This is a genomic window from Desulfosporosinus sp. SYSU MS00001 (genome assembly GCF_049943955.1).
Classification (GTDB): Bacteria; Bacillota; Desulfitobacteriia; order Desulfitobacteriales; family Desulfitobacteriaceae; genus Desulfosporosinus.
The window spans coordinates 291,926-315,199 of sequence record NZ_JBNFTW010000002.1 but is presented as its reverse complement, the minus strand read 5'-3'; the positions used below and the strand labels follow the sequence as shown (position 1 = coordinate 315,199).

Annotated in this window: 22 protein-coding genes and 1 tRNA gene; 3 read left to right on the top strand and 20 right to left on the bottom strand. The window is 43.5% G+C overall.

Features of this window, described 5'->3' with window-relative positions; genetic code table 11:
• Positions 1–366 precede the first annotated feature (366 nt).
• Positions 367–510: a hypothetical protein gene (locus ACPUYX_RS04885; RefSeq protein ID WP_426378588.1), complete on the top strand. Its 144-nt coding sequence runs from the start codon at positions 367–369 to the stop codon at positions 508–510.
• 295 nt (positions 511–805) lie between these two features.
• On the opposite strand, the gene ACPUYX_RS04880 is transcribed toward ACPUYX_RS04885, so the two are convergent.
• The 18 genes from ACPUYX_RS04880 to ACPUYX_RS04795 form a co-directional block, all read right to left on the bottom strand.
• Positions 806–1,003 (bottom strand): tyrosine-type recombinase/integrase, encoded by a 198-nt coding sequence (locus tag ACPUYX_RS04880; protein WP_426378903.1) that lies wholly within the window; start codon positions 1,001–1,003, stop codon positions 806–808.
• A 524-nt stretch (positions 1,004–1,527) separates the two neighbouring features.
• Positions 1,528–1,604: transfer RNA gene (locus ACPUYX_RS04875), tRNA-Pro, on the bottom strand.
• Positions 1,605–1,731: 127 nt separating this feature from the next.
• Positions 1,732–2,178: an ACT domain-containing protein gene (locus tag ACPUYX_RS04870; RefSeq protein ID WP_426378587.1), complete on the bottom strand. Its 447-nt coding sequence runs from the start codon at positions 2,176–2,178 to the stop codon at positions 1,732–1,734.
• A gap of 164 nt (positions 2,179–2,342) precedes the next feature.
• Positions 2,343–3,314, bottom strand: coding sequence for a biotin synthase BioB (gene bioB / locus ACPUYX_RS04865; protein WP_426378586.1), 972 nt, complete (start codon positions 3,312–3,314; stop codon positions 2,343–2,345).
• 510 nt (positions 3,315–3,824) lie between these two features.
• Positions 3,825–5,309: a stage IV sporulation protein A gene (spoIVA, locus tag ACPUYX_RS04860; protein WP_426378585.1), complete on the bottom strand. Its 1,485-nt coding sequence runs from the start codon at positions 5,307–5,309 to the stop codon at positions 3,825–3,827.
• Between the two features lie 347 nt (positions 5,310–5,656).
• Entirely contained in the window at positions 5,657–6,670 is a 1,014-nt protein-coding gene (locus ACPUYX_RS04855; RefSeq protein WP_426378583.1) for an NAD(P)H-dependent glycerol-3-phosphate dehydrogenase, read from the bottom strand.
• A gap of 22 nt (positions 6,671–6,692) precedes the next feature.
• On the bottom strand, positions 6,693–7,283 hold the full coding sequence (gene plsY / locus ACPUYX_RS04850) for a glycerol-3-phosphate 1-O-acyltransferase PlsY (RefSeq protein ID WP_088226608.1): 591 nt from the start codon (positions 7,281–7,283) through the stop codon (positions 6,693–6,695).
• Positions 7,284–7,286: 3 nt separating this feature from the next.
• Positions 7,287–8,618, bottom strand: a complete 1,332-nt coding sequence (gene der, locus ACPUYX_RS04845; RefSeq protein ID WP_426378582.1) for a ribosome biogenesis GTPase Der — start codon at positions 8,616–8,618, stop codon at positions 7,287–7,289.
• A complete protein-coding gene (locus tag ACPUYX_RS04840) occupies positions 8,611–9,942 on the bottom strand; it encodes a DUF512 domain-containing protein (protein ID WP_426378902.1) in 1,332 nt (443 codons plus the stop codon). The genes der and ACPUYX_RS04840 overlap by 8 nt, the downstream gene beginning before the upstream one ends.
• 87 nt (positions 9,943–10,029) lie before the next feature.
• Positions 10,030–10,668 carry a hypothetical protein gene (locus tag ACPUYX_RS04835; protein WP_426378581.1) on the bottom strand — a complete coding sequence of 213 codons (639 nt, stop codon included), beginning with the start codon at positions 10,666–10,668 and terminating at the stop codon, positions 10,030–10,032.
• A 57-nt stretch (positions 10,669–10,725) separates the two neighbouring features.
• Positions 10,726–11,880 (bottom strand): putative lipid II flippase FtsW, encoded by a 1,155-nt coding sequence (gene ftsW, locus ACPUYX_RS04830; RefSeq protein ID WP_426378901.1) that lies wholly within the window; start codon positions 11,878–11,880, stop codon positions 10,726–10,728.
• A gap of 96 nt (positions 11,881–11,976) precedes the next feature.
• On the bottom strand, positions 11,977–13,968 hold the full coding sequence (locus ACPUYX_RS04825) for a bifunctional 4-hydroxy-3-methylbut-2-enyl diphosphate reductase/30S ribosomal protein S1 (RefSeq protein WP_426378580.1): 1,992 nt from the start codon (positions 13,966–13,968) through the stop codon (positions 11,977–11,979).
• Positions 13,969–14,377: 409 nt separating this feature from the next.
• Positions 14,378–14,980 (bottom strand): lysophospholipid acyltransferase family protein, encoded by a 603-nt coding sequence (locus ACPUYX_RS04820; protein WP_426378579.1) that lies wholly within the window; start codon positions 14,978–14,980, stop codon positions 14,378–14,380.
• 2 nt (positions 14,981–14,982) lie between these two features.
• On the bottom strand, positions 14,983–15,660 hold the full coding sequence (cmk, locus tag ACPUYX_RS04815) for a (d)CMP kinase (protein WP_426378578.1): 678 nt from the start codon (positions 15,658–15,660) through the stop codon (positions 14,983–14,985).
• A gap of 320 nt (positions 15,661–15,980) precedes the next feature.
• Positions 15,981–16,658 (bottom strand): Ni/Fe-hydrogenase, b-type cytochrome subunit, encoded by a 678-nt coding sequence (cybH, locus tag ACPUYX_RS04810; protein ID WP_426378577.1) that lies wholly within the window; start codon positions 16,656–16,658, stop codon positions 15,981–15,983.
• 14 nt (positions 16,659–16,672) lie between these two features.
• Entirely contained in the window at positions 16,673–18,385 is a 1,713-nt protein-coding gene (locus ACPUYX_RS04805) for a nickel-dependent hydrogenase large subunit (RefSeq protein ID WP_426378576.1), read from the bottom strand.
• A gap of 34 nt (positions 18,386–18,419) precedes the next feature.
• The gene (locus tag ACPUYX_RS04800; protein ID WP_426378575.1) at positions 18,420–19,505 is read right to left on the bottom strand and encodes a hydrogenase small subunit; all 1,086 of its coding nucleotides are present in this window, start codon (positions 19,503–19,505) and stop codon (positions 18,420–18,422) included.
• A 428-nt stretch (positions 19,506–19,933) separates the two neighbouring features.
• On the bottom strand, positions 19,934–20,662 hold the full coding sequence (locus ACPUYX_RS04795) for a CPBP family intramembrane glutamic endopeptidase (protein ID WP_426378574.1): 729 nt from the start codon (positions 20,660–20,662) through the stop codon (positions 19,934–19,936).
• Positions 20,663–20,740: 78 nt separating this feature from the next.
• Here ACPUYX_RS04795 and ACPUYX_RS04790 point away from each other — a divergent pair, with 78 nt between their 5' ends.
• Positions 20,741–21,007, top strand: coding sequence for a hypothetical protein (locus tag ACPUYX_RS04790; protein ID WP_426378573.1), 267 nt, complete (start codon positions 20,741–20,743; stop codon positions 21,005–21,007).
• A gap of 5 nt (positions 21,008–21,012) precedes the next feature.
• Here the strand turns inward: ACPUYX_RS04790 and ACPUYX_RS04785 are convergent, their stop codons facing one another.
• Positions 21,013–21,666 (bottom strand): HAD hydrolase-like protein, encoded by a 654-nt coding sequence (locus ACPUYX_RS04785; RefSeq protein ID WP_426378572.1) that lies wholly within the window; start codon positions 21,664–21,666, stop codon positions 21,013–21,015.
• Between the two features lie 88 nt (positions 21,667–21,754).
• Here ACPUYX_RS04785 and ACPUYX_RS04780 point away from each other — a divergent pair, with 88 nt between their 5' ends.
• On the top strand, positions 21,755–21,958 hold the full coding sequence (locus ACPUYX_RS04780; protein ID WP_426378571.1) for a hypothetical protein: 204 nt from the start codon (positions 21,755–21,757) through the stop codon (positions 21,956–21,958).
• Between the two features lie 313 nt (positions 21,959–22,271).
• Here ACPUYX_RS04780 and ACPUYX_RS04775 read toward each other — a convergent pair whose 3' ends face one another.
• Positions 22,272–23,267, bottom strand: a complete 996-nt coding sequence (locus tag ACPUYX_RS04775; RefSeq protein ID WP_426378570.1) for a zinc dependent phospholipase C family protein — start codon at positions 23,265–23,267, stop codon at positions 22,272–22,274.
• Positions 23,268–23,274: the final 7 nt, after the last annotated feature.

Sequence of the window (23,274 nt, the reverse complement as noted above, 5' to 3'; positions counted from 1 at the left end):
ATTTCTTTTCCTAACGTTAGGGAATCGTACTATAAATAAAGGACCAACTGAGCCAGTGTAATTTGCCAGAGAAAAGTCCGGTTCAGTATATTCGGTTTCCAAGCAAGATTAAAGAGAGTAGATAAATATTAGATTACTTGTTCCAAAGAAGAATACTTTAATAATTACCATATTGTTCCACATATCAATGCTTGTGCATAATATGTACTATCTCTTAATAAAGGAGGAAATGCACATGGCATTTGGTGGTGTAGATGGAGCTGCTGGTGGCTTCGGATGGGGAGCTGGTATTGGTATTGTCGTAGTAATTATTCTTCTGCTTATTGCAATGGGTATCGTATTTTAATTAAGGAAGGAGGAAAATTGATGTACGGAATGGGTTATGGTATGGGTATGGGCTATGGCATGGGTTACGGCGGAGCAGGTTATGGTATGGGGGGCTCATGCTTAGGTGCAGGTATTATTGCCATCGCTATTTTGATTCTTATTGCACTTGGCGTAATCTTCTAGAAAAATCAGATAGTAAACGGGGCCTTCTACGGCCCCGTACCATTTTACTTAAGATCTATATATTGCTACATAACCTGTGCTCGTGTTTATTTGAGAATATTTATGCATACATGTGCATGATAAATAGCAATCCTGCACCTTCATCTTACGTCTAGTTTTACTTAGAATCTCCTGATGCTCTGGGTTGATGGGTTCATTTGTAGCACGAATCCTCTTGATTTCAACAGCCAGCTCCTCCTTGAGTGCTTCCTCGAAAGGGTCGTTCAAACCTACCTGACCTACAACCCATCCTTCCTTACCTGTTTCGCAACCCACTTGTCAATTTTTTACTGATGGGTACTGATGAATACTCTCTTTTTTTACCATAGGTTGTAATTGTAAGGTTTTCGAAATCAACGTGCCTCCACTGTAAGTTGCAAATTCCCCCCAGTCTCATACCAGTTCCTAATAGAGTAACAATAATGGCATAATCCCTGTAGGCAAAAAGGCTTATCTCTAGACATAGTCCGTTGAAAGTAAGTTAGCACCTGTTTAATTTGTCTATCTGTAAAAACCTCAATTTTAATGTCCTCTTTAACGTACTCTACCTTTTTAGTGGGGTTACTTTTCTCTTCTATAATTTCCTCTTGAACTAAATAGTTAAAGAATGCCTTCAAATTTTTCAACTTCGTATTAAGGCTCGTTGGATTATTGTTACGATTATTTTTAGGTCTATAAGATATCGTTTATAACTCCCGTTGTGATTTCCTTCACATAACTATTCCTTCATTCGTTAAAAATTCCTGAAACTTTCTCATACCTAATCTGTACCCTTCGATTGTTTTCGGAGATAAATTCTTGAACTCCCTGTCATCGATAAAATCCTTAACCGCGAATTTAAATAACAAAAAGACCACTTCCCATCTAGAGTAGTTGTACTCCTGGTAAGTGGTCTAACTATTAATAAACGTGTAAGTCTGCGACTGTCTTCCAAAATGATGAAAGCAAATCGCTTCAAACCCTTGATAATTCTTAAATTGGTCGGAGCGACACGATTTGAACGTGCGACCTCTACCACCCCAAGGTAGCGCTCTACCAAGCTGAGCCACGCCCCGATTCTTTCTCCAAAAGAAGACTTATATAGATTAACATACTAAGAAGGAAAATGCAACCCTATTTTAAACTCATTTCATTCTTTATCCTATTAATCAAGCAAATGATTAAGTAATCAGCTCTCTGTCCCTAGGTTTGACCAATTATCTCAATTTTTCGGACCCCGGTGATTTTACCAAGTCCGTTTAAGAGATTTTCAGGGATGTCATCCATTCCTGCTGTTTCCAAGGAAATTGAAACATTGGCAATGCCCTGAAGGGGAATTCCCTGATTGATGGTTAAGACATTTCCTTTTAAGGAAGCAATAAAATTCAGGACGTGAGAAAGCACTCCGGCTTTGTTTTCCAAAATCAGAGAAATGGTTAAGATCTTTTCGCGGCTTGCTTCATAAAACGGAAACACACCGTCTTTATATTTATAGTAGGCGCTTCTGCTTAAATCTACTCGTTCAACTGCCTCATTAATCGTATAGACATCTCCTTTTACCAGGAGTTCCTTTGCCTTTGCAGTCTTTAAAATGGCTTCGGGCAAAATGTCTTTACTAACTATTAAAAAATCGTTTGTCTTGCCGACCACCAAATCTCTCCTATCTCTCGATCATCCTAAATATCCAAGATTATTATAAGCTAATTAGTACAGGTTTTGCAAGAACTCGAACTTATTACCACACCATCTATAACTTTTGCCCCCTGCCCCAAGAGATAATTATCGGTAGTGTAATGGATATAATAAAGATTCCTTTACCCATTCCATAACACCACCTTATATCCTAGTTCCTCCAAAAGTTGCATATCTTGTTCAATGGAAATACCTGCGGTGGTAAGCATATCCGCAGAAATCGCAGCATTAGCTCCTGATTGAAAGCATTTTATACCTTGATCTTTCAACAACCCTCGACCACCCGCAAGACGGATAGAGGCAGTCGGAACAAGAAAGCGAAATATTGCTACGATATGACACATCTCTTCGTCAGACAATTGTTTATTATTTTCATATGGGGTTCCCGAAATAGGATTAAGCATATTTACTGGAATTGATCGAATGCCTAGTTCTCTAATCGTTAAAACCATATCTATTCTATCTTCCATAGTCTCTCCAAGCCCTACAATACCTCCGCTGCATACATTTAACCCCGCACGCTGTGCGGACATAATAGTCTTGATTTTATCCTCATAGGTGTGGGTAGAACACACATTGGGAAAGTAATTTCTTGATGTCTCTAAATTGTTATGAATTCTAGTTGCTCCTGCCTCTTTAATTTTCTTGAATTGAACCTCATCCAAAAGCCCGAAGGAAACACAAACAGCAATTCCGGTTTCTTTTCGTATTGCTTTGATACTTTCACAAGCCTTATCGACTTCAGCATCATTTAGCTTTTTTCCGGAAGTTACAATAGAATAACGAAGAACTCCTTTTCCTTCACTAATCTTTGCCTGTTCCAGAATTTCATTCGTAGCTAATAATGGATAATTGTTTATAGCAGTATGATAGAAAGAAGATTGTGCACAATATTTACAGTCTTCAGAGCACCTTCCGCTCTTTCCGTTAATAATTGTACAAATATCAAAATTGTTTCCGCAGAAACGTTGTCTGATTTCATTCGCTGCCAGACAAAGCTCTTCTAAGGGAGCATTAACGAGCAGTAATGCCTCTTCTTTAGATAAGAATTCTCCATTTAATACTTTTCCTTTAAGATCCTGTACATGACTCATTTTTATCTCCTTTATATTTTGCTATGACTAAGTCATAGTTTGTGCTACGTTTCTAATAACTTCTTTTATATCTTCATTGATTTTGTTCCATAATTAATTTCCTTGTAAAATAATTATAATTCAAATGCTTTAATTGTAAACTATTATTCAAATTATAGTTTACAATAAGTTGCAAAAAATTGCTTCCGTTAAAATTATAGTTTCCTGGCTCCAGAAATCATTGATTCTTGGCATATAGCGAGTTATAGCCACCACTGGCAAGATTTGTACCATGTATACTTACTATTAGGGGCTTGCTCCGTCACGATTGCATTAAATATTTTAGTAGAGATAATATTCTTTATCTTGGCATTGAAGACCGATTTTTCCATAAACCAGCTATACATAGAAAAGGAACGTCAGACACAGCCTTCAGGCACTCTAACGTTCCTATTTTTGCACTTCAGCATGAACAAAGGTTAACTGTCAAATACTTAATGAATATCCACATTTTTTAGGTTAGATTCTGGTCTATATAATGATACAGATCAGCCCTCCGTTGCCATCATTTACAATCCGCTGTAATGTGTCTTGCAGTTTATGCTGGGCATTTTCCGGCATCTTGTAAAGTTTATTTTGGATTCCTTCCCGGACTAAATCATGCAGTGATTTGCCGAAGATATTGGAACTCCAAACCTTTTTAGGATCGCTTTCAAATTCATCGAGAATGTATTTTACTAATTCCTCTGCTTGTTTTTCAGTACCTATCAAAGGGGTGATTTCAGTCGTGACATCTGCCCTGATGATATGAAGGGAAGGAGCACTTGCTTTGAGCTTGATGCCATAATGTCCTCCTTGCTTAACAAGTTCGGGTTCTTCCAAGAACATTTCTTCTAATTGGGGAGTTACAACACCATAGCCATTGACACGAACTTCTTCGATGGCGACGGACATTTTGTCCCATTCCCTCTTAGCTTTGCTGTAATCCTGAACAATACGCAGTAAGGAGTGATCTCCTTCGATTTCTAACCCTGTAAGCTCCTGTAAGACAGATTTAAAGAGGCCCTCAACAGCTGTCATCTCGATATTGGCTACACCTGTACCAAGGTTCATTTCCTTTAAAAGAACATCTTGAGCATACTCACATTCTGTTAAGGCATCCAAAGCTTGATCAATATCCCGTAAACGACGAACGCCTTCGATAGCTTTGCGGACAGTATCTTCAAAAGCCGCCCGCACCGGATGAGTGCTTTCAAGTTCTTCAACCCATTTCGGCAGATCGATGTTAACCTCAGCCACCGGGAACTCATAAAGTACTTCTTCGAGAATTTGAGTGATATCTTCTTGGGTCATATCCAAGCAGTTCACTGCGAGAACCGGAATGCTGTATTTTTCCTCCAGATCACGACATAATTCCATGGTGTTGTCCGCATAGGGACGGGTCGTATTCAGGAGTACAACAAAGGGTTTTCCAAGCTGACGAAGCTCGTATATGACTCTCTCCTCTGCATCTAAGTATGCCTCCCGAGGAAGATCGGTGATAGAACCATCGGTTGTAATGACAACCCCAATGGTCGCATGGTCAGTAATAACTTTGCGAGTGCCTAATTCCGCTGCCTCTTGGAAAGACATGGGTTCATCGCTCCAAGAGGTCTTCATCATACGTGGTTCTTCTCCATCTTCTGCCTCATAACCTATAGCACCCTCAACACCGTAGCCCACACAATCCACTAAACGCACATTCATATGGATAGAGTCTTTGACGACGATTTCCACGGATTCCGAGGGAATAAACTTCGGTTCTGTCGTCGTAATCATTCGACCTGTCCCGCTTTGAGGAAGCTCATCTTTAGCCCGTTCCCGCTCAAAGGCATCTTGAATGTTGGGTAGGACCAGGAGGTCCATGAAACGTTTGATGAAGGTGGACTTACCTGTGCGGACTGGCCCGACGACACCGAGGTAAATATCGCCCCCCGTACGTTCTGCGATATCCCTAAAAATGTCTAGTTTTTCCATTAGAAATTTCCCTCCCTTTTGAGTGCTGTCCCAAAAATTGGGGAAGGGCCTCCACCTTATCTCCCCTTCCACCTCCCTGTAACTCGTGGATACCCGATGACTGGACTAGCACATTAAGCAATATAATTATATTGGGGTTTTTCCGAAAATATGACAGTAGAAAAAAGGGGTTGCGTAAAAACTTAACTCTAAAGATCTAAATTGGGTGCAAATAACCAAAGGCGTTCTCGCTTCACTAGTAATAGTAAAGTGAGAACGCCTTTATTCAAGGATCAGGCAAGCAAAATTGAAGACTCAATGAGGGTGCCAATAAGTTTCGGTACAGCACCTTAACTAAATTGTTTTACTTACTTAAACCAACTCATTTCTACGACTTCCTCAAGTTCATGCCTTTTCCCGCGCATCATCAAATCAGTAACAGCAATCTGGGGATCAGCGCCTTCGAACAAGACCTTGTAGGCTTGTTGGGTAATCGGCATGGAAATATTCTTTTCCAGACTGAGTTGATAGGCTACTCGAGTATTTCTAACCCCCTCAACAACCATACCTACGTCATGAAGAACAGTATCCAGGGGCTTTCCCTGTCCAAGAGCAACGCCCGCTCGTCGATTGCGGCTATGTTGACTCGTACACGTCACAATCAGGTCACCAACACCGGAGAGCCCGGCAAAGGTAAGAGGATGACCACCCATGGCCACTCCCAAACGGGCAATTTCTGCCAGTCCTCGGGTCATCAAAGCAGCCTTTGTGTTATCCCCAAAACCCAGCCCTTCGGCAATTCCTGTACATAAGGCAATGACGTTTTTTAACGCTCCCCCGAGTTCCACACCGATTACATCGGGGTTGGTATATACTCTGAATTTTGGGGTCATCATTAAATCCTGAACTTTTTCAGCGATATCAACGTCAGAAGCCACTACCACGGTTGTCGGAATATCTCTGCCGACTTCTTCCGCATGACTAGGGCCTGATAAAACGGCAACAGCTTGATCGGTCAGTTCTTGTTTTAATACTTCCGAAAGACGATTATGTGTTTCTTCTTCCAATCCCTTCGCCGTATTAACCACAATTCCGCCCGGTCTTAAGTTAGGTTTTATAAACCGAGCAGCCTCGCGAATATTGTGGGAGGGGACGCTCAAAATCACGAGATCAGCGTTCAGTTCTGTGACATCTGTGGTGGGCGTGAGTCCTGAAGGCAAGACAACTCCCGGCAAATAGCGCACATTTTCACGGAGCTTGCTCATTTGTGCCATTTCATCAGCCTTCCGGCCAATCAATGAGACTTGATGACCCGCTTTGCTCAAGAGAACAGCCAAGGCGCTTCCCCAGCTCCCAGCTCCATAAACCGCCACTTTCGACATTAAGCTACCTCCTAATTCGATGTTAGGTCTTCTTTTTCCCAAACTTATTTTCAGTCCCGTGCAGAAGCCGTTTGATATTCGAACGATGAAGAACGATTACAATCGAAGCCCCGACTAAACCAAAAATCCGATAAGCCAGGGGCTCCTGAAAGAGGAACACAGATATGGCCACTGTAAGAGCCGCAACAATCGATCCCAAGGAAACGTAGCGTGTTGCCCAAACAACGAGAATAAACAACCCGACAGCCAGCAGCATAACCTTGGGCATTAGAACCGTGATAATTCCAAACCCAGCCGCTACCCCTTTACCGCTCGGCCGAAAAGCAAAAAAAGGATTCCAACTATGGCCGGCCATAGCCAATAATCCTCCTGCAATGCCGCCCCAGGCGCCAAAAGCCCAATAACCCAGAGCCGCCGCTAAAGCTCCTTTCATAAAATCGCCGAACAGCACAGCAATTCCTAATTTTACGCCTAAGAGGCGAAAGGCATTGGTGGTACCAACATTCCCGCTGCCATGCCGCCGGACGTCAATTCCTTTAAGGAGACCTGCGAAATAAGCAAAAGGAATTGCTCCAAGAAAATACGCTAAGATAAATATCAAGTAGCGTAACATCACTTACTCCTTCTCTTCATCTTTTTGGCGCACAACAATTCGGATTGGTGTTCCTTCAAATCCAAAATGTTTCCGCATCTGATTCTCTAAATAGCGCTTATAAGAAAAATGCATCAATTCCGGGTCATTGACAAAGAAAACAAACGTAGGAGGTTTTACACTTGCCTGTGTAAGATAAAGCACCTTTAATCTCCGCCCTTTGTCCGTTGGAGGGGGATTAAGATGAAGCCATTCGCGCACCAAGGTGTTTAAGGTTGCTGTTGCCACTCGCGTAGAATTCTGCTCGGTCACAAAATCAACGAGCTCTAATATTTTATGCACACGCTGCCCGGTTTTTGCAGAAATGAACATCGTAGGCGCATATTGCAAAAAACCCAATTCTTCGCGAATCATCTTTTCGAATTTGTTGATGGTCTTCTCGTCTTTTTCCACAAGGTCCCACTTATTGACCACGATAACCATGGCCTTACCGGCATCATGGGCATATCCCGCTATTTTTTTATCTTGTTCTGTAACCCCTTCTGTAGCATCAAGCAGCATAAGGATCACATCGGAACGGTCAACGGCATGTAAGGAACGCACAACGCTGTATTGTTCTGTTAGTTCCTCGATACGGCCTTTGCGGCGCATACCGGCAGTATCAATGAGAATATAATGTTTTCCTTCATACTCAAAGGGAGTATCGATAGCATCTCGGGTCGTTCCGGGAATGTTGCTGACTATGACTCGTTCTTTTCCCAGCATATTATTGACTAAAGACGATTTACCCACATTAGGTCGTCCAATAACAGAAATCCGTATAACATCGGGGTCATAATCCTCCTCAGGATTTTTCGGTAAATTGGAAACAACCACATCCAAAAGGTCTCCCATGTTCATGCCATGAACCGCTGAAATAGGAATCGGTTCCCCAAGCCCCAGGGCCAGAAAGTCATAGAGTTGCCCCTCAGCCTTTTCAAAGTTTTCAACTTTATTTGCTGCCAACAACACCGGTTTCCCTGAGCGCCGCAGAGTACGCGCAATCAAATCATCATCAGGCGTGGGTGCCAATTGGGCATCCACAACAAAAATCACCACATCAGCCTCTTCCACAGCAATCTCTGCTTGTCTGCGCATCTGTGAAGCGATAGGCGTCCCTTCAGCTTTAAACTCGATGCCTCCTGTATCAATTAAGGCAAACTTGCGGCCCAACCACTCAGCATCCCGATAGAGACGATCTCTCGTTACTCCAGGTTTATTTTCGACAATTGCCACAAGTCCACCGGCTATACGATTAAAAAGCGTCGATTTGCCAACATTAGGACGTCCGACAATTGCTACCACTGGCTTACTCAAACTGTTCCACCCCCAAGCTATATCCAACGACCTGTTCTAAAAACGCTGTTCCATGATTTTCAACAATTTTAGCCCGGCCGTTAACCTTTTCTTCTAACCATTGAATACTGTAATCATCGAGAAAGATCGGTTCATCCGCTTTCAGCATAACCTGGGGAATAAGAAAGTCGTCTCCCCCCAAATCACCCAGTTGAAGGGCAATATCTTGAGCAGTCAGCAAACCGGCTACTGTCACCGTGGTTCCGAAAAAGTCATTGCGAATGGCATGAACGGTTATCGTCAAGCCCCTCACATGATCCATTAATTTCCGGGACCATTTTTCAAAAAGTCCCTGGGCCGAAGTTCCGGTGACAAGATGCACATGTCTTTGGGAAATCGAATCTGGCAAATGGGGCCACCCTATTTCCAGTTCTGAAATAAACGTTCGTGCCATACCTACTCCGTTTTCTAACTGGGGAAAATCATCATAAACTGAAGTTTCAGGAAACTCCCGGTCTGCTAAAACATAAAACTCATCGGCAAAATAAACCAAATGCTGTCCTGTTCGCTGATAAAAATCCTTTTGCCACAGTTCAGCCTGATCCAATAAATTAGCCGCTTCTGCGGGAGTAAATCCACGCAGGGGCGTCAAACGTTCCCGATAACGGGTTAGTCCCACGGGAACTACGGCGATCGACTGTATGGACGGATAATGTTCTCCCAGCTTCACAATTGTCTCCGTCAGCACCTCTCCATCGTTGTGCTCAGGAACTAAGACAATTTGGGCATGAATAGCAATGCCTGCCTCCGTTAGACGTTGAATCTGCTGAGGAAGTTTTCCGGCTTGTGGATTCTTCATTAGCTTGACACGTACTTCCGGATTCCAAGCATGAATCGAAATATAGAGCGGGCTAAGATGAAAGTCAATAATCCTGTTGATTTCCTCATCACTCAGATTCGAAAGAGTAATGAAACTCCCCTGAGTCATGGAAAGCCGATAATCATCATCTTTATCATAAAGTGTAGCCCGCATCCCCTTTGGCATTTGAGCTACAAAGCAAAAGGTACAATTATTACAACAGAGTTTCGTTCCTTCTGAGCTAATGGTTTCAACATCTATACCTAAAAATTCCCCCGGACCCTTTTCGATTTCCAATTCCCATTCTTCGCCATTACCTTTTTCAATAAGTAACGTAAATTCCTCTTCAGAAATGCCATACTGAAAATCGATAACATCTCTCAATTCTTCACCATTTACAGCCAGAACCCGATCTCCGACCTGAATCTCCATTTCTTCTGCAATACTGCCTGGGCTAACCCCCGCAATCACCAGACCTTTAACCAAACGTTCCATCCTCCTAAGCAATCAGAGCAGGGAATATTATCCCAGTTCTTTACTGCCTTACAGTATACTATATTTAGATTGGACATGCTACCTGAGATCTTGGTCCTTTGAAGGATCAAAAGTTCCTTCGTCTCGGGCAGATATTAGACTATCGAGAGCAGGGATTACCCTTACTTCGTGTGCATTAGCCCTCCATTTTAAAGCTAAGAGCAATCCTGCCCAAACCGTTAAGAAAAGTGCTCCAAAGTTCCATATAAAAGGGTCTGGTAAATCTACGTGCCTGAGGATCCCCTCATAGACAAATCGTTCTAAGCCTTGATCCCAGAGAACACTTCCGACTAAAGCCAAGACTGTTCCCCAATAGGATTTCGCAGTTAACCAAGCAACTGACACAAGAGCGAGGGCAAAAAGCCAAGAACTGTAAGGAAGTACTCCAGGATCATTGACAAGGAATAAGGTTTCTATACTTATGACAAAGCTTGTTAAAATCAGAGGCCAAACTCTGCGCCGAGCACGTTTCCAGGCATATCCGCCAAGGTAGAGGATAACGGCCAGCCGAGCATAATGGTAGTGCCAAACACTTGATGAATCGAGGACTATCTCGAATAACTTCCCTCCGAGCCAGATGGCCGATAATTTCAAAAAAAACCAGCGTGAACGTTGCTTTTCAACAAAGGTTACCAGGGTTATACCTAAGAGAATCCATTCTCCAAAAGGAAAATTCACCGGGAACTCCTCCTCTAATGGGAAAACCTAGACTTATTATTCCCAGTTAGAAAGAGATTACACCGGGACGTTGGTTATACCGGGATTGTTACTTTTATTATTACTTTGGGGTTTTTGGCAATAACGCGTGACGTTTAAGATCATGCCTAGTTCCGTCAACGTGATAACCAAAGAGCTCCCGCCGTAGGAAATCAAGGGCAGGGTTATCCCTGTAACGGGTAAAACGCCAGTCACGACGGAGAGGTTAATTGCTGTTTGAATAGCCAGGGAAGAGATTAAGCCAAAACCTAAAAGGCGGCCAAAACGATCCGGACATCCCCGAATAACATAAAAGGCGCGGGCAAAGAGAACTGCGAAGAGAGCAATCAGCAAAAAGGTTCCGACAAGCCCTAATTCTTCACCAACCATAGCAAAAATCATATCCGTATGGTTTTCGGGAAGAAACCCATACTTCTGCAAACTCCTTCCTAAACCTACCCCAAACAAACCGCCTGAACCGAAGGCTATTTCGGCATTCGTAATTTGATAACCAATATCGCTGGCATATTTCCAGGGATCAAGCCAAACTAAAATTCGCTGCCATTGGTAGCCATGAATAAAATACATCAGAGGAAGTCCGAGAGCAGGTACTGCAGCTACAAACCACAGAGTCGGGAGCTCCGTCTGCAGCAGCATAACGGCGCTTGTCAGGCCCAAGACCATAACCGTTCCAAGGTCCGGCTGTTTGTAAACAAGAGCTAAAACCACACCGGTAAGGGGCAAAAGTATTCCTAAAGGCACACGCCAGTCTTTCCCCTTTTTAACTGGATAACGGTCCAGAATATGGGCGTAAAAAAGTACAAGCGTCAATTTAGTGATTTCTGAAGGCTGAATTTTCAAACCTGCAAATGAGATCCAGCGAGCTGAACCTTTAGCAGCGATACCGGCTCCTGTGAAGATAACAGCGATGAGCAGCAAAACACTCACGAGAATTCCCAGCCCCGCAAAGCGGCGCCAGAAGTTGTAAGGCAGTTTGATAGCAAGAGCCGCAAAGACGCCGCCGATACAAACCCATTTAAGCTGCTGCAGTACATAATAATAGGAATTTTGAGTTGCATTAAAACCAAGGACAGCCCCGGCGTCCAAAACCATAATCAAGCCAAAAGCGAGAAGCACCAGGGTTAAAAATAAAATAGGAAAATCAATAGGTGAAATCGGTCGCCGTTTAACCAGTTTAATCACCTTCCTGTTTTGTAGAAGGAAATGACTCCCTGCATTTATGAGCAAGAAGTCATTTCGAAACCAAGACTTTTATACCAGTGAACACTATTACTCGTTATTATTTTCCGAGGAAAGCTTTTCGCCTACTGCGTCTCCAATGGTCATGGATTTAACCTGCGGTTGTTCAGCCATAGCCTGTTGATCCTGAGCTTTATCAGCGTCTGCAGCTGCTTCGCGAATACTAAGGCTGATCCGTTTTGCTTCAGGGTTACATTCAATCACCTTAGCATTGACCATATCTCCTACTTTAAGTACCTCTTCAACTTTATTGATACGCCTGTTGGAAATTTGGGAGATATGTATCAATCCGTCCACGCCATCCTCAAGCTGTACAAAAGCACCAAAGGTCACAATACGTACAACTTTTCCCGTTACCGTCGATCCCACGGGATATTTTTGTACGGCTTGGGACCAAGGGCTTTCTTTAAGTTGTTTCAAACCCAAGGAAATCTTGCCGTTTGCCTGGTCAAGCTTTAAGACTTGAACTTCGACCCTATCCCCAACATTCAAAATCTCAGATGGATGCTTTATCCTCGAATAAGCCATATCTGAGATGTGAAGGAGTCCATCAAGCCCGCCGATATCAATAAAGACGCCAAAATCGGCCATTCTGCGAACTTCTCCCGTAACAATGTCACCTTCTTGGAGAGTCTCCAACAGATTTTTTCGTTTTTCTGCTTTTTCTTCTTCCAAAATACTCTTTTGGGAGAGAATAACTTTTCGTTTGGCTGGTTCAAACTCCAACATGCGCAAACGCAGGGTTTGCCCTAAGAATTGATTTAAGTCTTCAACATAGCCTAATTGTATCTGGGATGCCGGGACAAAACCGCGCATTCCCACATCAACAACCAAACCGCCTTTAACCACTTCAATGACTTTTGCCTGGATTTCCTCCTTACTTTCTGCTAATTTCTTGAGGTATTCCTGAGCATTTGCTTCATCAGCTTTACGTTTTGAAAGGACAGTATGTCCTTCTGAGTTCTCCACACGGATAACGACCGCCGTTATTTCATCGCCAATCGAAACCACATCTTCCGGGTTTGTTTGGCGGGTTACCTTTAGCTCCGACAAAGGGATTACACCCTCGGACTTCCAGCCGATATCCACGAAGACCTCATCATTCGTAATTTTAACAACCTTTCCCGTGACTTGAGCACCAAGATGAAGTTCCTGAAAGCCAGCGTCCCAACTGGCCATGTCCATTCCGTCATCATTCATTTCCGACATTTTCTTAAAAACCTCCTCAATTATCCAATCTGGAGTCGAAGCTCCGGCGGTCAAGCCCGCACTCTTGGCTTCGACAAACCAGTCAGGTTCTAATTCATCCGCTGTTTCGATAAGATAGGTTTTTGTACTTTCGGCGCAGATGCTTGCTAATTTACGTGTATTGGCACTGTTACGCCCACCGACAACAACCATAATGTCAACAAGTCCCGCTAACTCACGGGCGGCCTTCTGACGTTCTGCCGTAGCATTGCAAATTGTATCATGAACGGTTAAATGCTCCGAATGATGTTTTAATTCCTCGACGATCTCGGTAAAACTTTCCGCCAACTGAGTCGTTTGGGCTAAAACTGCTAACTGAGGGTAAACAGGAAGCTCACGAGCCTCCTCCACCGTCTGGATCGGGATAGCTTGTACACCGGCCCAGCCCAGAATCCCCTGCACTTCCGGATGGAGTTTGTCTCCGATGACAATGACCTGCTGCCCTTTTTGAGCCGATTCAGCCGCTAAGCGCTGAGCTTTTTGCACAAAGGGACAGGTAGCATCGACGATCTTGAGACCCTTTTTCTCCGCCTCCTGATAGACACAAGGAGCTACGCCATGGGACCGAATAATTAAAGCCTGGATGGCTTTTGCTTCTTCCAGCCCATTAATAACTCGGATTCCTCGCTCTTCTAAACGTTTCACAACCTGTTGGTTATGGATCAATGGCCCAAGAGATACTGCCGACGATGTTTCAACGGTTCGCTCTGCCATATCTAAAGCACGTTTTACGCCAAAACAGAACCCGGCTTTATCTGCCCGTTTGACTATCAAAACAAGACCCTCCCACAAAATTATACGAACTTGTCCCCTACTCTTTCTCTACTCTTGCTCAAAAATCCTGCTATTTGAACGAGTTTTATGGAATATGACATTTTTAGATTCTATCTAAGGTTCTTTCTGAATTATCCTGCCCTTTCTGCTAAAAAAGATGCGACAGAATAAGCGGCGTTCCTAATAATAGCCGCTTATTCTGTGCGCATCCCCTATTAAAAGCAAATGTATATCCAGTTTTTAAGCCCCCCCACTTTTTAAGTGTGGAGGTCCTTCGTTAACTTCAAGTGGGGCAGAGTCCTCCTTCGCCGCTAAGTATTCCTATTGGGAAAGGCGGCTCGTCAATAATGTCCACTGGACATTATTGTATCTGAAGCCTCGATGTTCAGCTTTAGCTGAACGAGTTCACCTACTGGGCTTTAGGCAGTTGCAGGTCCAGAACAGCCTGCATAATGCGGTCGGCAATCCATTCTCGCCGATTGTCGATCCCTGCCGGGGCCTTAAGCATTTCTGAAGTTAAGGGCTTGCCAATAACGACGAAAAGCTTCCCCCAACCTTTTGTAAACATATGTTTCGTTCCATTGACTTTAATGGGAAGGATGGAGGCCTTACTTTTTTCCATTAAAAGAACCATCCCGGGCATCCCTTTTTGTATTGTCCCGGTTTTTGAACGTTTTCCTTCGGGGAACAAGCCCAACACTTGCCCTTCCTTCAGAATCGCCAGGGATTGTCTGATGGCATTCATATCACCTTGTCCTCTTTTCACCGGGAAGGCCCCCAGAGTATTAAACAACTTTCCTAACAAGGGTAAAGAAAACAACTCCTCCTTTGCCATAAAACGAACAGGACGCGGCAGACTAGAGGCCGCCACAATAGGATCCCACATACTAACATGATTAATTGCCAAAATCACCGGGCCTTCAAGAGGCAGATTCTCAACCCCCTGAATTTTCCACCCCATTAGTTTGAATTGCAGGCGAAACATTCCTTTAGCAACGTTGTATAACGTCATTACTATCCCTCCTGTGCTAAACGAAGGATTTCTGTGACAATATCCTCAACCTTTAAGCCAGTGGTATCCAGAATTTTCGCGTCTCGGGCAGGTTCTAAAGGAGACACTTCCCGTTCCATGTCCTGACGATCACGTCGCTCCATATCTTGAGCCACTTCTTCAATGGAGACATTGCGGCCGGAATTCCGGAGTTCAATCCACCGGCGCCTTGCTCGTTCGTCAGCTGAAGCCGTTAAAAAAATTTTAAGATCTGCCTCCGGCAGTACATGGGTGCCGATATCCCGGCCATCCATAACTACTCCGCCTCGAGCCGCCTCCACACGTTGAAGCTCAACTAACCGTTCTCTCACCTTTGCATATGCAGCAACCGTTGCAACAGCTCGGGAAACTTCCGGATTTCTAATGGCTTGGGTTACATTTTGACCATCACACCATACGAGACGTTCATCGGAATGGTCTAACATCACCTCAGTTCTTTGAGCAATTTGACTTACTTGTTCCTCATCGTTAATGGGAATTCTGCTAGATAAAGCTTTATACGCTATAGCCCGGTACATAGCACCGGTATCGACATAAAATAAATTCAGTCCTTTGGCCACGAGTTTAGCGACCGTACTTTTTCCTGCTCCGGCAGGACCATCAATAGCGATTTGCAGGTCATGTTGTTTTCTATGTGCCACAATTATACTCCTGTCTGTTCAAAGAATATTCATAGTTTTATAAAATTAAGGCGATCTCACAATATCCTATTAAAGACCTTTTATTTTAAATATATTACACAAATTATAACATACGACTTTGAGCCCAAACAATCCTTCGTTTTATTGCCTATTGATTAAGGTATTCTTATTATAGATTATTAATTTTATTCGGGAAACTATTCAACACTTTGCCTCTATTTCTGCCCTAAAAACGAGGAAACAGAACTGATGCCACTTTCTCTAGTGCGGCTTCAGTTCTGTAGGCATTTTGCCCTTCTGCCATAGATCGCTTTTGAAACCTACGGCCTGGCTTTCTTATTATGGGAAGAGAGTTCAAATTTATAGCCATTAATCATTGAAGAAATTGTCCCGTCATCATCTAAAATGTCTTGGCGGAAAACCATATACAAGTGTCCGATTAAGAAGACAGCGTATCCCCAGGCCAAAAAATGGTGTAAATTACGCACCTGATACTCATTGCGTAAAAGAGGAACCACCCAGCCAAAAAGGGTCTGAATTATTCCGTTCGGATCTCCTCCCCCGCGCATCGCTAAACCCGTTAACATAATGAGCAAACCGCCGACCCATACAAAAAAGAAATACATTAACTGGGCGAGGGCATTATGACCCACGTGCTCCACGTGTTCTCGAGTCATGAAGGTATAATATTTAAAGGTGGTAACAGCATCCCGCCAAAACTCTTTCTTCCAAAGTCTCATTTTAGAATACTCATTGCCTGCCCAAAACCAATACAGTCGAAAAAGCATGTTGGCCATAAAAATAAAGGCAAATATTCCGTGCCAATAACGGACTCTTCCCATAAAGAAATGTCCAACAGCTTCACCTGGAGTATCCAAAATAGGATGTCCGATGTACATTCCCGTTAAAAAAAGAATCGTGATGGCTAATGCATTAACCCAATGAAAAAAACGCACAGGAAATTCCCAAACATATACCTGGCTTCGAAGAATACTCATCTTAAGAATCCTCCTTAAATCACTCGAACTTTGAGAACATCATTCCCTTGAGGATTTAACAAATGAGCAGCACAAGCTAAACATGGGTCAAAGGAGTGAATCGTCCGCAACAGTTCTAAAGGCTGATCTTGTCGGGCAATGGGGGTATCCAATAAGGAAGCTTCGTAGGGCCCCTTTTGACCGGATGCATCTCGAGGAGAGGCATTCCAGGTTGTCGGTACAACCGCTTGATAACTACTGACCTTGCCTTGATTGATCTTGACCCAATGCCCTAAGGCCCCGCGAGGAGCCTCAGCAAAGCCGACGCCTTGGGCTTGAGAAGGCCATTTTTCCGGGTCCCATTTTTCACCGTTGAAAGTCTGACTATCACCGGCTTTAATATTGGCTACTAGATCGCTGTAAAACCCTGCCAGATGATTTACCAGAAATTTAGACTCTAAAGCTCTGGCCAAGGTCCTTCCCAAGGTCGAATAGAGAGCTGTTACCGGCAGATTCAACCGATGAAGGGCATCATCAACCAAACCTTTGATTTCCTGATTGCCTTTGGCATAGGCTACAACAAAGCGGGCCAAGGGTCCCACTTCTACCGGGCGTCCCTTCCAGCGAGGTGTTTTTATCCAGCTATACCCTTTATTCTCGTCCAAATTGCTGTATGGCGGAAGTGGTCCATTATAAGCGACCTCAGTTTTTCCTTGCCAGGGATGTAGTCCGGCTTTTTGGTCATCATAACGATACCAGGAATGGGGAACAAATTCTTGAATTTGTTGAGGATCTTTGAGATTAACCTCTTCTACTTTACTTAAATTACGATCCAGAACAACTCCCCCGGGAAATAGAAAACTATCTGGTTCGCGAATATCAACCGTTGGAATACCGCCATAAGCCAGATAATTTCCCACACCACCGCCATAAAGATCCTGTTTATAAAAGGTTGCGATGGCAAAAATGTCCGGTATGAGTACCTGATCAACAAAAACCTGAGCTTCATCAATTTTAGTTTTTACTAAATTCAAGCGTTCCATATTAATAACGTCATTATCATTCATATTAAGAGTGCTGGCCATCCCTCCAACCAGGTAGTTGGGATGGGGGTTTTTACCGCCGAAAATGGTATGAATCTTCGCTATTTCTTTTTGCCAGGACAAAGCGTCCAGATAATGGGCAACACCAACTAAGTTAGCCTCCGGAGGAAGACGATAAGCCGGGTGCCCCCAGTAGGCATTGGCAAATATGCCAAGCTGCCCGCTTTCCACAAAGGTTTTAACCTTATTTTGGACATCTCGGAAATAGCCATCTGAAGACTTTGGCCAATCGGAAATAGAACGAGCTAAAGCACTTGCTTGAACAGGATCGGCTTTAAGAGCACTTAGGACATCGATCCAGTCAAAACCATGCAAATGGTAAAAATGGATCACATGATCCTGGACAAACTGGGTAGCGGTCATTATATTTCTGATTAAGTTGGCATTTTTGGGAATACGTATGTCCAAAGCATCTTCAACCGCCCGAATTGAGGCTAAAGCATGAATATGAGTACATACTCCGCAGATTCTTTGCACAAAGGCCCAGACATCACGCGGGTCTCTGTTTTCAACGATTTTTTCAATACCTCGAAAAACTGTACCGGCACTGATTGCATCGGTAATCCGATTACCATCAACCACTGCTTCAATACGCAAATGTCCTTCAATTCGGGTAATAGGGTCAACAACGATTCTTGTGGTCATAGTTCGCTTCCTTTCCAACGAAACATTGAAATTTCTAATCTTTACCTTCTTTAGCCTTTTTTTCGCTGTGTTTTACAACTGCTGTCATTCCGGCATGGGCTACCACTGCAAGACCGGCGACACCGATCACATCCATCCCTACCTGATCGACATCCTTACCAAGGGCGTTGTTCGGTATTTTGGCCAGATGAGTATAGAAGGGAGTATTATCAAAAAAGTTGTTTTCCGAACATCCTATACAAGGATGTCCCGATTTAATCGGATAGCTTACCCCATCATTCCACTCAGTGATGGCACAGGCATTATAGGTCGTAGGACCTTTACACCCCATTTTATAGAGGCACCACCCTTGTTTCGCTCCGGCATCATCAAAGGACTCAACAAACTGGCCCGCATCGAAAAAAGCTCGGCGAACACAATTGTCGTGGACACGATGTTCGTAGAATGCCTTAGGCCGTCCTTGATTGGTCAGCTCCGGAATTTCGCCGTAAGTAAGATAGTGTACGATGGTTCCCGTAATTACTTCGGCAATGGGAGGACAACCGGGAACGTCAATAACCGGCTTGTTTTTTATAACTCGCCGTATTGGTACAGCTTCTGTAGGGTTAGGATGAGCCCCTTGAACGCAAGCGTTTGTGGCACATGACCCATAGGCAATCACAGCAGCTGCTCCCTCAGCGGTTTGCTTGAGAATATCCGTTGAAGATACACCTCCAATAGTGCAATAGACTCCTCCATTCCCTAAAGTCGCGCTGCCTTCAACAACCAAAATATAACCGCCAGGATGATCCTTCATCGTTTTTAACCGTACGTCTTCCGCTTGTTTTCCGGCGGCGGCCTGGAGAACTTCCATATAGTCAAGTGAAATCATATTAAAAATCAAATCGGAGACTAATGGATGCGATGAACGCAAAAACGATTCTCCACAACAGGTACATTCCTGCAAGTTTAGATAAATAACTGGCAAGCGAGGTTTCGATTGTAAAGCCGAAACGATTTTTGGAAACTCTGTGGCCTCTAAACCCAGCATCGCTCCCATAAAAGTGCAGAATTTAAAGAAGTCTCTCCTGGATACCCCTTTGCGGCGAGCCCATTGGTAATAGGTTTCAGATTTCGACAAATAGTCTCCCTCCCTCAGTCAAGCATAGCAGTCCCGGATTTTTTTACGTTCTTTATTGTTTGTCACAAAATGAAAATTATTCCAAAGGAAAACTATTACACAAAAATAATAAAGGCGTTCTCGCTTCACTAGTAGATAGTGGAGTGAAAACGCCTTTATTTAATGAGTGAGCCTCCCCTACCTACACTTCGTTAAGAACGAGTAGGATAGGGGCTTCCGGCAAGCCCATAATGCATGTCTCAAGGGTATCTCGTCAGAGATGCCTCACCTGATAGGCGTGAGTCCATCATTTCGGTAAGGCCGGCAACTCTATGCATTTGCTGCATACAGGCCAGGTTCATAACTTCTACTACTTCTTACCTTAGGCAATAGTAGATACTTTGGCTCTTCTACAGGTAATTCTCGAAACAACCCATATTTGTAGTTGCTCAAGATATTTTAGCGGCAATTAAGGTTGCGATAATATTGTTTAAGGAGTGCAGCGCAACATTTGGATAAAGGGATTTGTATTTATCGTAAAGATAAACTAAAGCGATCCCAAGAATAAAGCGCGGAATGAAACCGTAAGCCTGAAAATGGAGTCCCGAAAAGATTGCCGCACTAATTACGGCAGCTGTCCATTTACCGCAATAAGTTCTAAGACTTCCAAAAATAAGTCCCCGGAACATGGTCTCTTCCACTAAAGGTGCTAAAACGCCTGCCAGAAGTAAATTCAAAACCAAGGCAGCTCCCGAAGATTGTCCCAGAAGCTTAGTATAGACATCTGTCGTGGGCGGGGACATTCCTTGTTTATATAAGAAAATAGCATAGGCAATATTGAAAAGCCAGGTAATCCCATAAATTCTCAAAATGTTAGGCAGGGCTTTCCGCAGAAAAACCGGCCGCCAGCCAAAGTCGGACCATTTCCAATGTCGAAGCTTTTTAACCAGCCAAAGCAAAAGAATAAATGAAAACTGGGTTAGAAAAGCATTTAAGTACATCAATACCCATTCATTGGGCCACCATTTCATCAACCAGACAGTTCCCAAAGCCAGAATAATATAGATCACGGCAATTCCAATCATAACTGCCAGTAAGTCGACCCAGTTTAAGGTGCGTTTTCGTTCAGGAGGTTCTAAGAGCTCTGAGTGTTCGTGATATTCAAGTCCTTCGTCCATATACACGCTCCCTTTTATGGTTTTAACACATAGTTTAATGGCAAATATCTCAGACTAACACTTAAGGGAGGAATAGAAATGCATTCCAATGAAACAACACTACAAGTTTACCATCGCTATTTTAAAATTCCCGTAGAACGCTATTTAAATACCGTAACTGATTTTTTAGATCCCTGGGACGAACGCGCTTACCAGCACTTTGTTCATCAACACCTCAAAACAATTGATGATCATGGCATCGTAGGCATGGTTCGTCAGGATAAGGATGAAAACTATGTTTATCTTGATGCAGCAGTACGATACCCTATAAACCATCCGACAGACATTGAAAAGATATCGGATTAAATGATCTAACCTTGAAGAAGCTGTTTCAGGTCTAGGACACTGGAAACAAAATAGTCCGGAGCTGCAGTTTCCAATTCTTCAAAAGTTCCGTAACCATAGCCCACAGATATAACCTTAATACTGTTCGCTCTGGCGCCTTGAACATCATAGAGACGGTCACCGATCATTACCGTTTTAGCCCGGGATTGAGGCGAAACACGTTTTAAGACTTCACGGATTAAATCTTCTTTCTCCACAAATTTCCCACTCAATTCGCTGCCCATGATTTCAGAAAAACTATCGTTCAAAGAGAAATGCTGCAGAATTTTTTCCGCAAAGACCTTCGGTTTTGAAGTCGCCAAAAAGTGTTGACAGCCTTTTTCCTTTAATAAGTCCAGAAGTTCAGGAATACCGGGGTAGACCATATTTTCATACATTCCAATCTCTTGGAAACGCTCGCGATAGAAGGTGACCGCCTTTGTTATTAAGTCTTCGTCGTCTGACTGAAGAAGAACTTTAAAACTAGCTTTTAAAGGCGGCCCAATAACCCACTCTAACTCGTCCTCATGGGGATAGGCAAAACCAAGTTTTTGCAGCGCATACTGTACAGAGCGAGTTATTCCTGGTTTGGGGTCTGTCAACGTCCCGTCAAGATCCCAAAGCAAATTATCAAAACGCACAACTGGACCTCCTCGTTTTTTCCTTATATTACCCCGGATGAAATTCCCCAAAATGGCTAATCTAAAACGTAAGAAAGGGGGATAAACTATGTTCTGGCAAAGACAACACTACCATTCTCATGGATTACTCTTTATCCTGAGCCTTATTGCAGCCTTTATGTTGGGCCGCAAATCCGAACAATATGGCTACACCATCGTCTCACGAGGAAGCGGTTACTCAGATTCAGATGACAACAATAACGAGATGGGAATGATGAACGATTCCCAGACAGAGAATAACTATCAAAGTTAGTCAGCAATGAAGCTGAACTTAAGCCCGCCACATATCTTTAATATGCTTTAACTGTCAAGCAAGTGACTATAACCCATGACTTTTACTATACCTAACTTAACACTAATTTACCAGCCGAAATCAAAAACTCCGAGTCTCTCGGAGTTTTTATCTATTTTTATTATCCCTAAAACGAAGTGAACCTTGATCAGGTAAAGCTGAACATCGGGGCTTCAGATACAATAATGTCCAGTGAACATTATTGCCGAGCCGCCTTTCCCAATAGGAATACTTAGCGGCGAAGGAGGACTTATAGAAGTGGGGGTCTTAAAAGCTAGACAAATCTCCTTCGCTCCTGACGCAAGTGATCTTCAATAGGCTCCTGGCGAAAATATGTCATCTTCTTCACCGGTACATAAGCTAAACCGCTGTCTAGAGACAAAGGGGGATAGCTCCGTAAAAGATCAGGCCATTTTTCCATCGATTCTGAACCTAAATGATGAAACAAAGCGACAACCTTTTCCACTGTTTCAGCAAAAAGCTGCTTCATAGTCATCTCAAAAGTTTCTCCCGTTACCGGGTGCTGCCAATGCAGACGGGAATCCAAAAAGGCTAAATTAAAACGCTGAGGATAAAATAAAGCCTCCTGTTGTTCAACCGTAGGATGCCCTAACCGCCGGTAAAGAGCTAAGATTCTTCGAGGTGTAGACCAGCGAAAGAATGTCTGAAGGAAGCGATGATTGCGCCAAGCCGTCATAAAATGCTTTTCAAGGCTTTTGTCACTTTTCCCGGCATAATAATCGATCAGCAATTGCAGAGCTTCTTGTCCAGTTGTCCCAGCTTCTCGCCAAAGATGAATTAAATCTGAGGGGTACTCAAGGGGATCAACAGCTTCCAGCCAAAGATCAATAGCCGTCTCGAAAAGACGATGTCGGAATACTGCCTTTCCCCGCTCCTCAGCACTCTCTGCAAAGTAATTGCCGCTCATATAATAGACCATTGGGTGGAAAGTGCTGTCTGCAATAAGATGGGACAGCATTCCCAGAAGGAAGACCAGCAGTGACTGCTTCTTATCTTGAACAAGAGCCCTTTTCGTAAGTTCAATCAACGGAAACAAGGTATTCTCTCCATTTACCCCATGGAGTTGGTTTCCTATACCTTCGATGCGAGCTTCAGGAGGCTGTGATAAATCGTAAAAGGCAATATCATGAGCAACAGCCCCCAGATAAAAAAGGGCCGAATCACGAAGAATCATCTCTCCCAGCTGTCCTGGGACACCTTTCTGCAAAGCAGCACTAGCAATGTGCCAATGTGTCAATTCTTTCGGCACAATCCTC

Coding starts and splice junctions, on each gene's coding strand:
- ACPUYX_RS04820 (WP_426378579.1), bottom strand. CDS start 14,980: ATGACGTTATACAACGTTGCTAAAGGAATGTTTCGCCTGCAATTCAAA.
- cybH (WP_426378577.1), bottom strand. CDS start 16,658: ATGAGTATTCTTCGAAGCCAGGTATATGTTTGGGAATTTCCTGTGCGT.
- ACPUYX_RS04885 (WP_426378588.1), top strand. CDS start 367: ATGTACGGAATGGGTTATGGTATGGGTATGGGCTATGGCATGGGTTAC.
- ACPUYX_RS04855 (WP_426378583.1), bottom strand. CDS start 6,670: ATGTCGAAAGTGGCGGTTTATGGAGCTGGGAGCTGGGGAAGCGCCTTG.
- ACPUYX_RS04790 (WP_426378573.1), top strand. CDS start 20,741: ATGCATTCCAATGAAACAACACTACAAGTTTACCATCGCTATTTTAAA.
- plsY (WP_088226608.1), bottom strand. CDS start 7,283: ATGTTACGCTACTTGATATTTATCTTAGCGTATTTTCTTGGAGCAATT.
- ACPUYX_RS04780 (WP_426378571.1), top strand. CDS start 21,755: ATGTTCTGGCAAAGACAACACTACCATTCTCATGGATTACTCTTTATC.
- bioB (WP_426378586.1), bottom strand. CDS start 3,314: ATGAGTCATGTACAGGATCTTAAAGGAAAAGTATTAAATGGAGAATTC.
- ACPUYX_RS04795 (WP_426378574.1), bottom strand. CDS start 20,662: ATGGACGAAGGACTTGAATATCACGAACACTCAGAGCTCTTAGAACCT.
- ACPUYX_RS04805 (WP_426378576.1), bottom strand. CDS start 18,385: ATGACCACAAGAATCGTTGTTGACCCTATTACCCGAATTGAAGGACAT.
- spoIVA (WP_426378585.1), bottom strand. CDS start 5,309: ATGGAAAAACTAGACATTTTTAGGGATATCGCAGAACGTACGGGGGGC.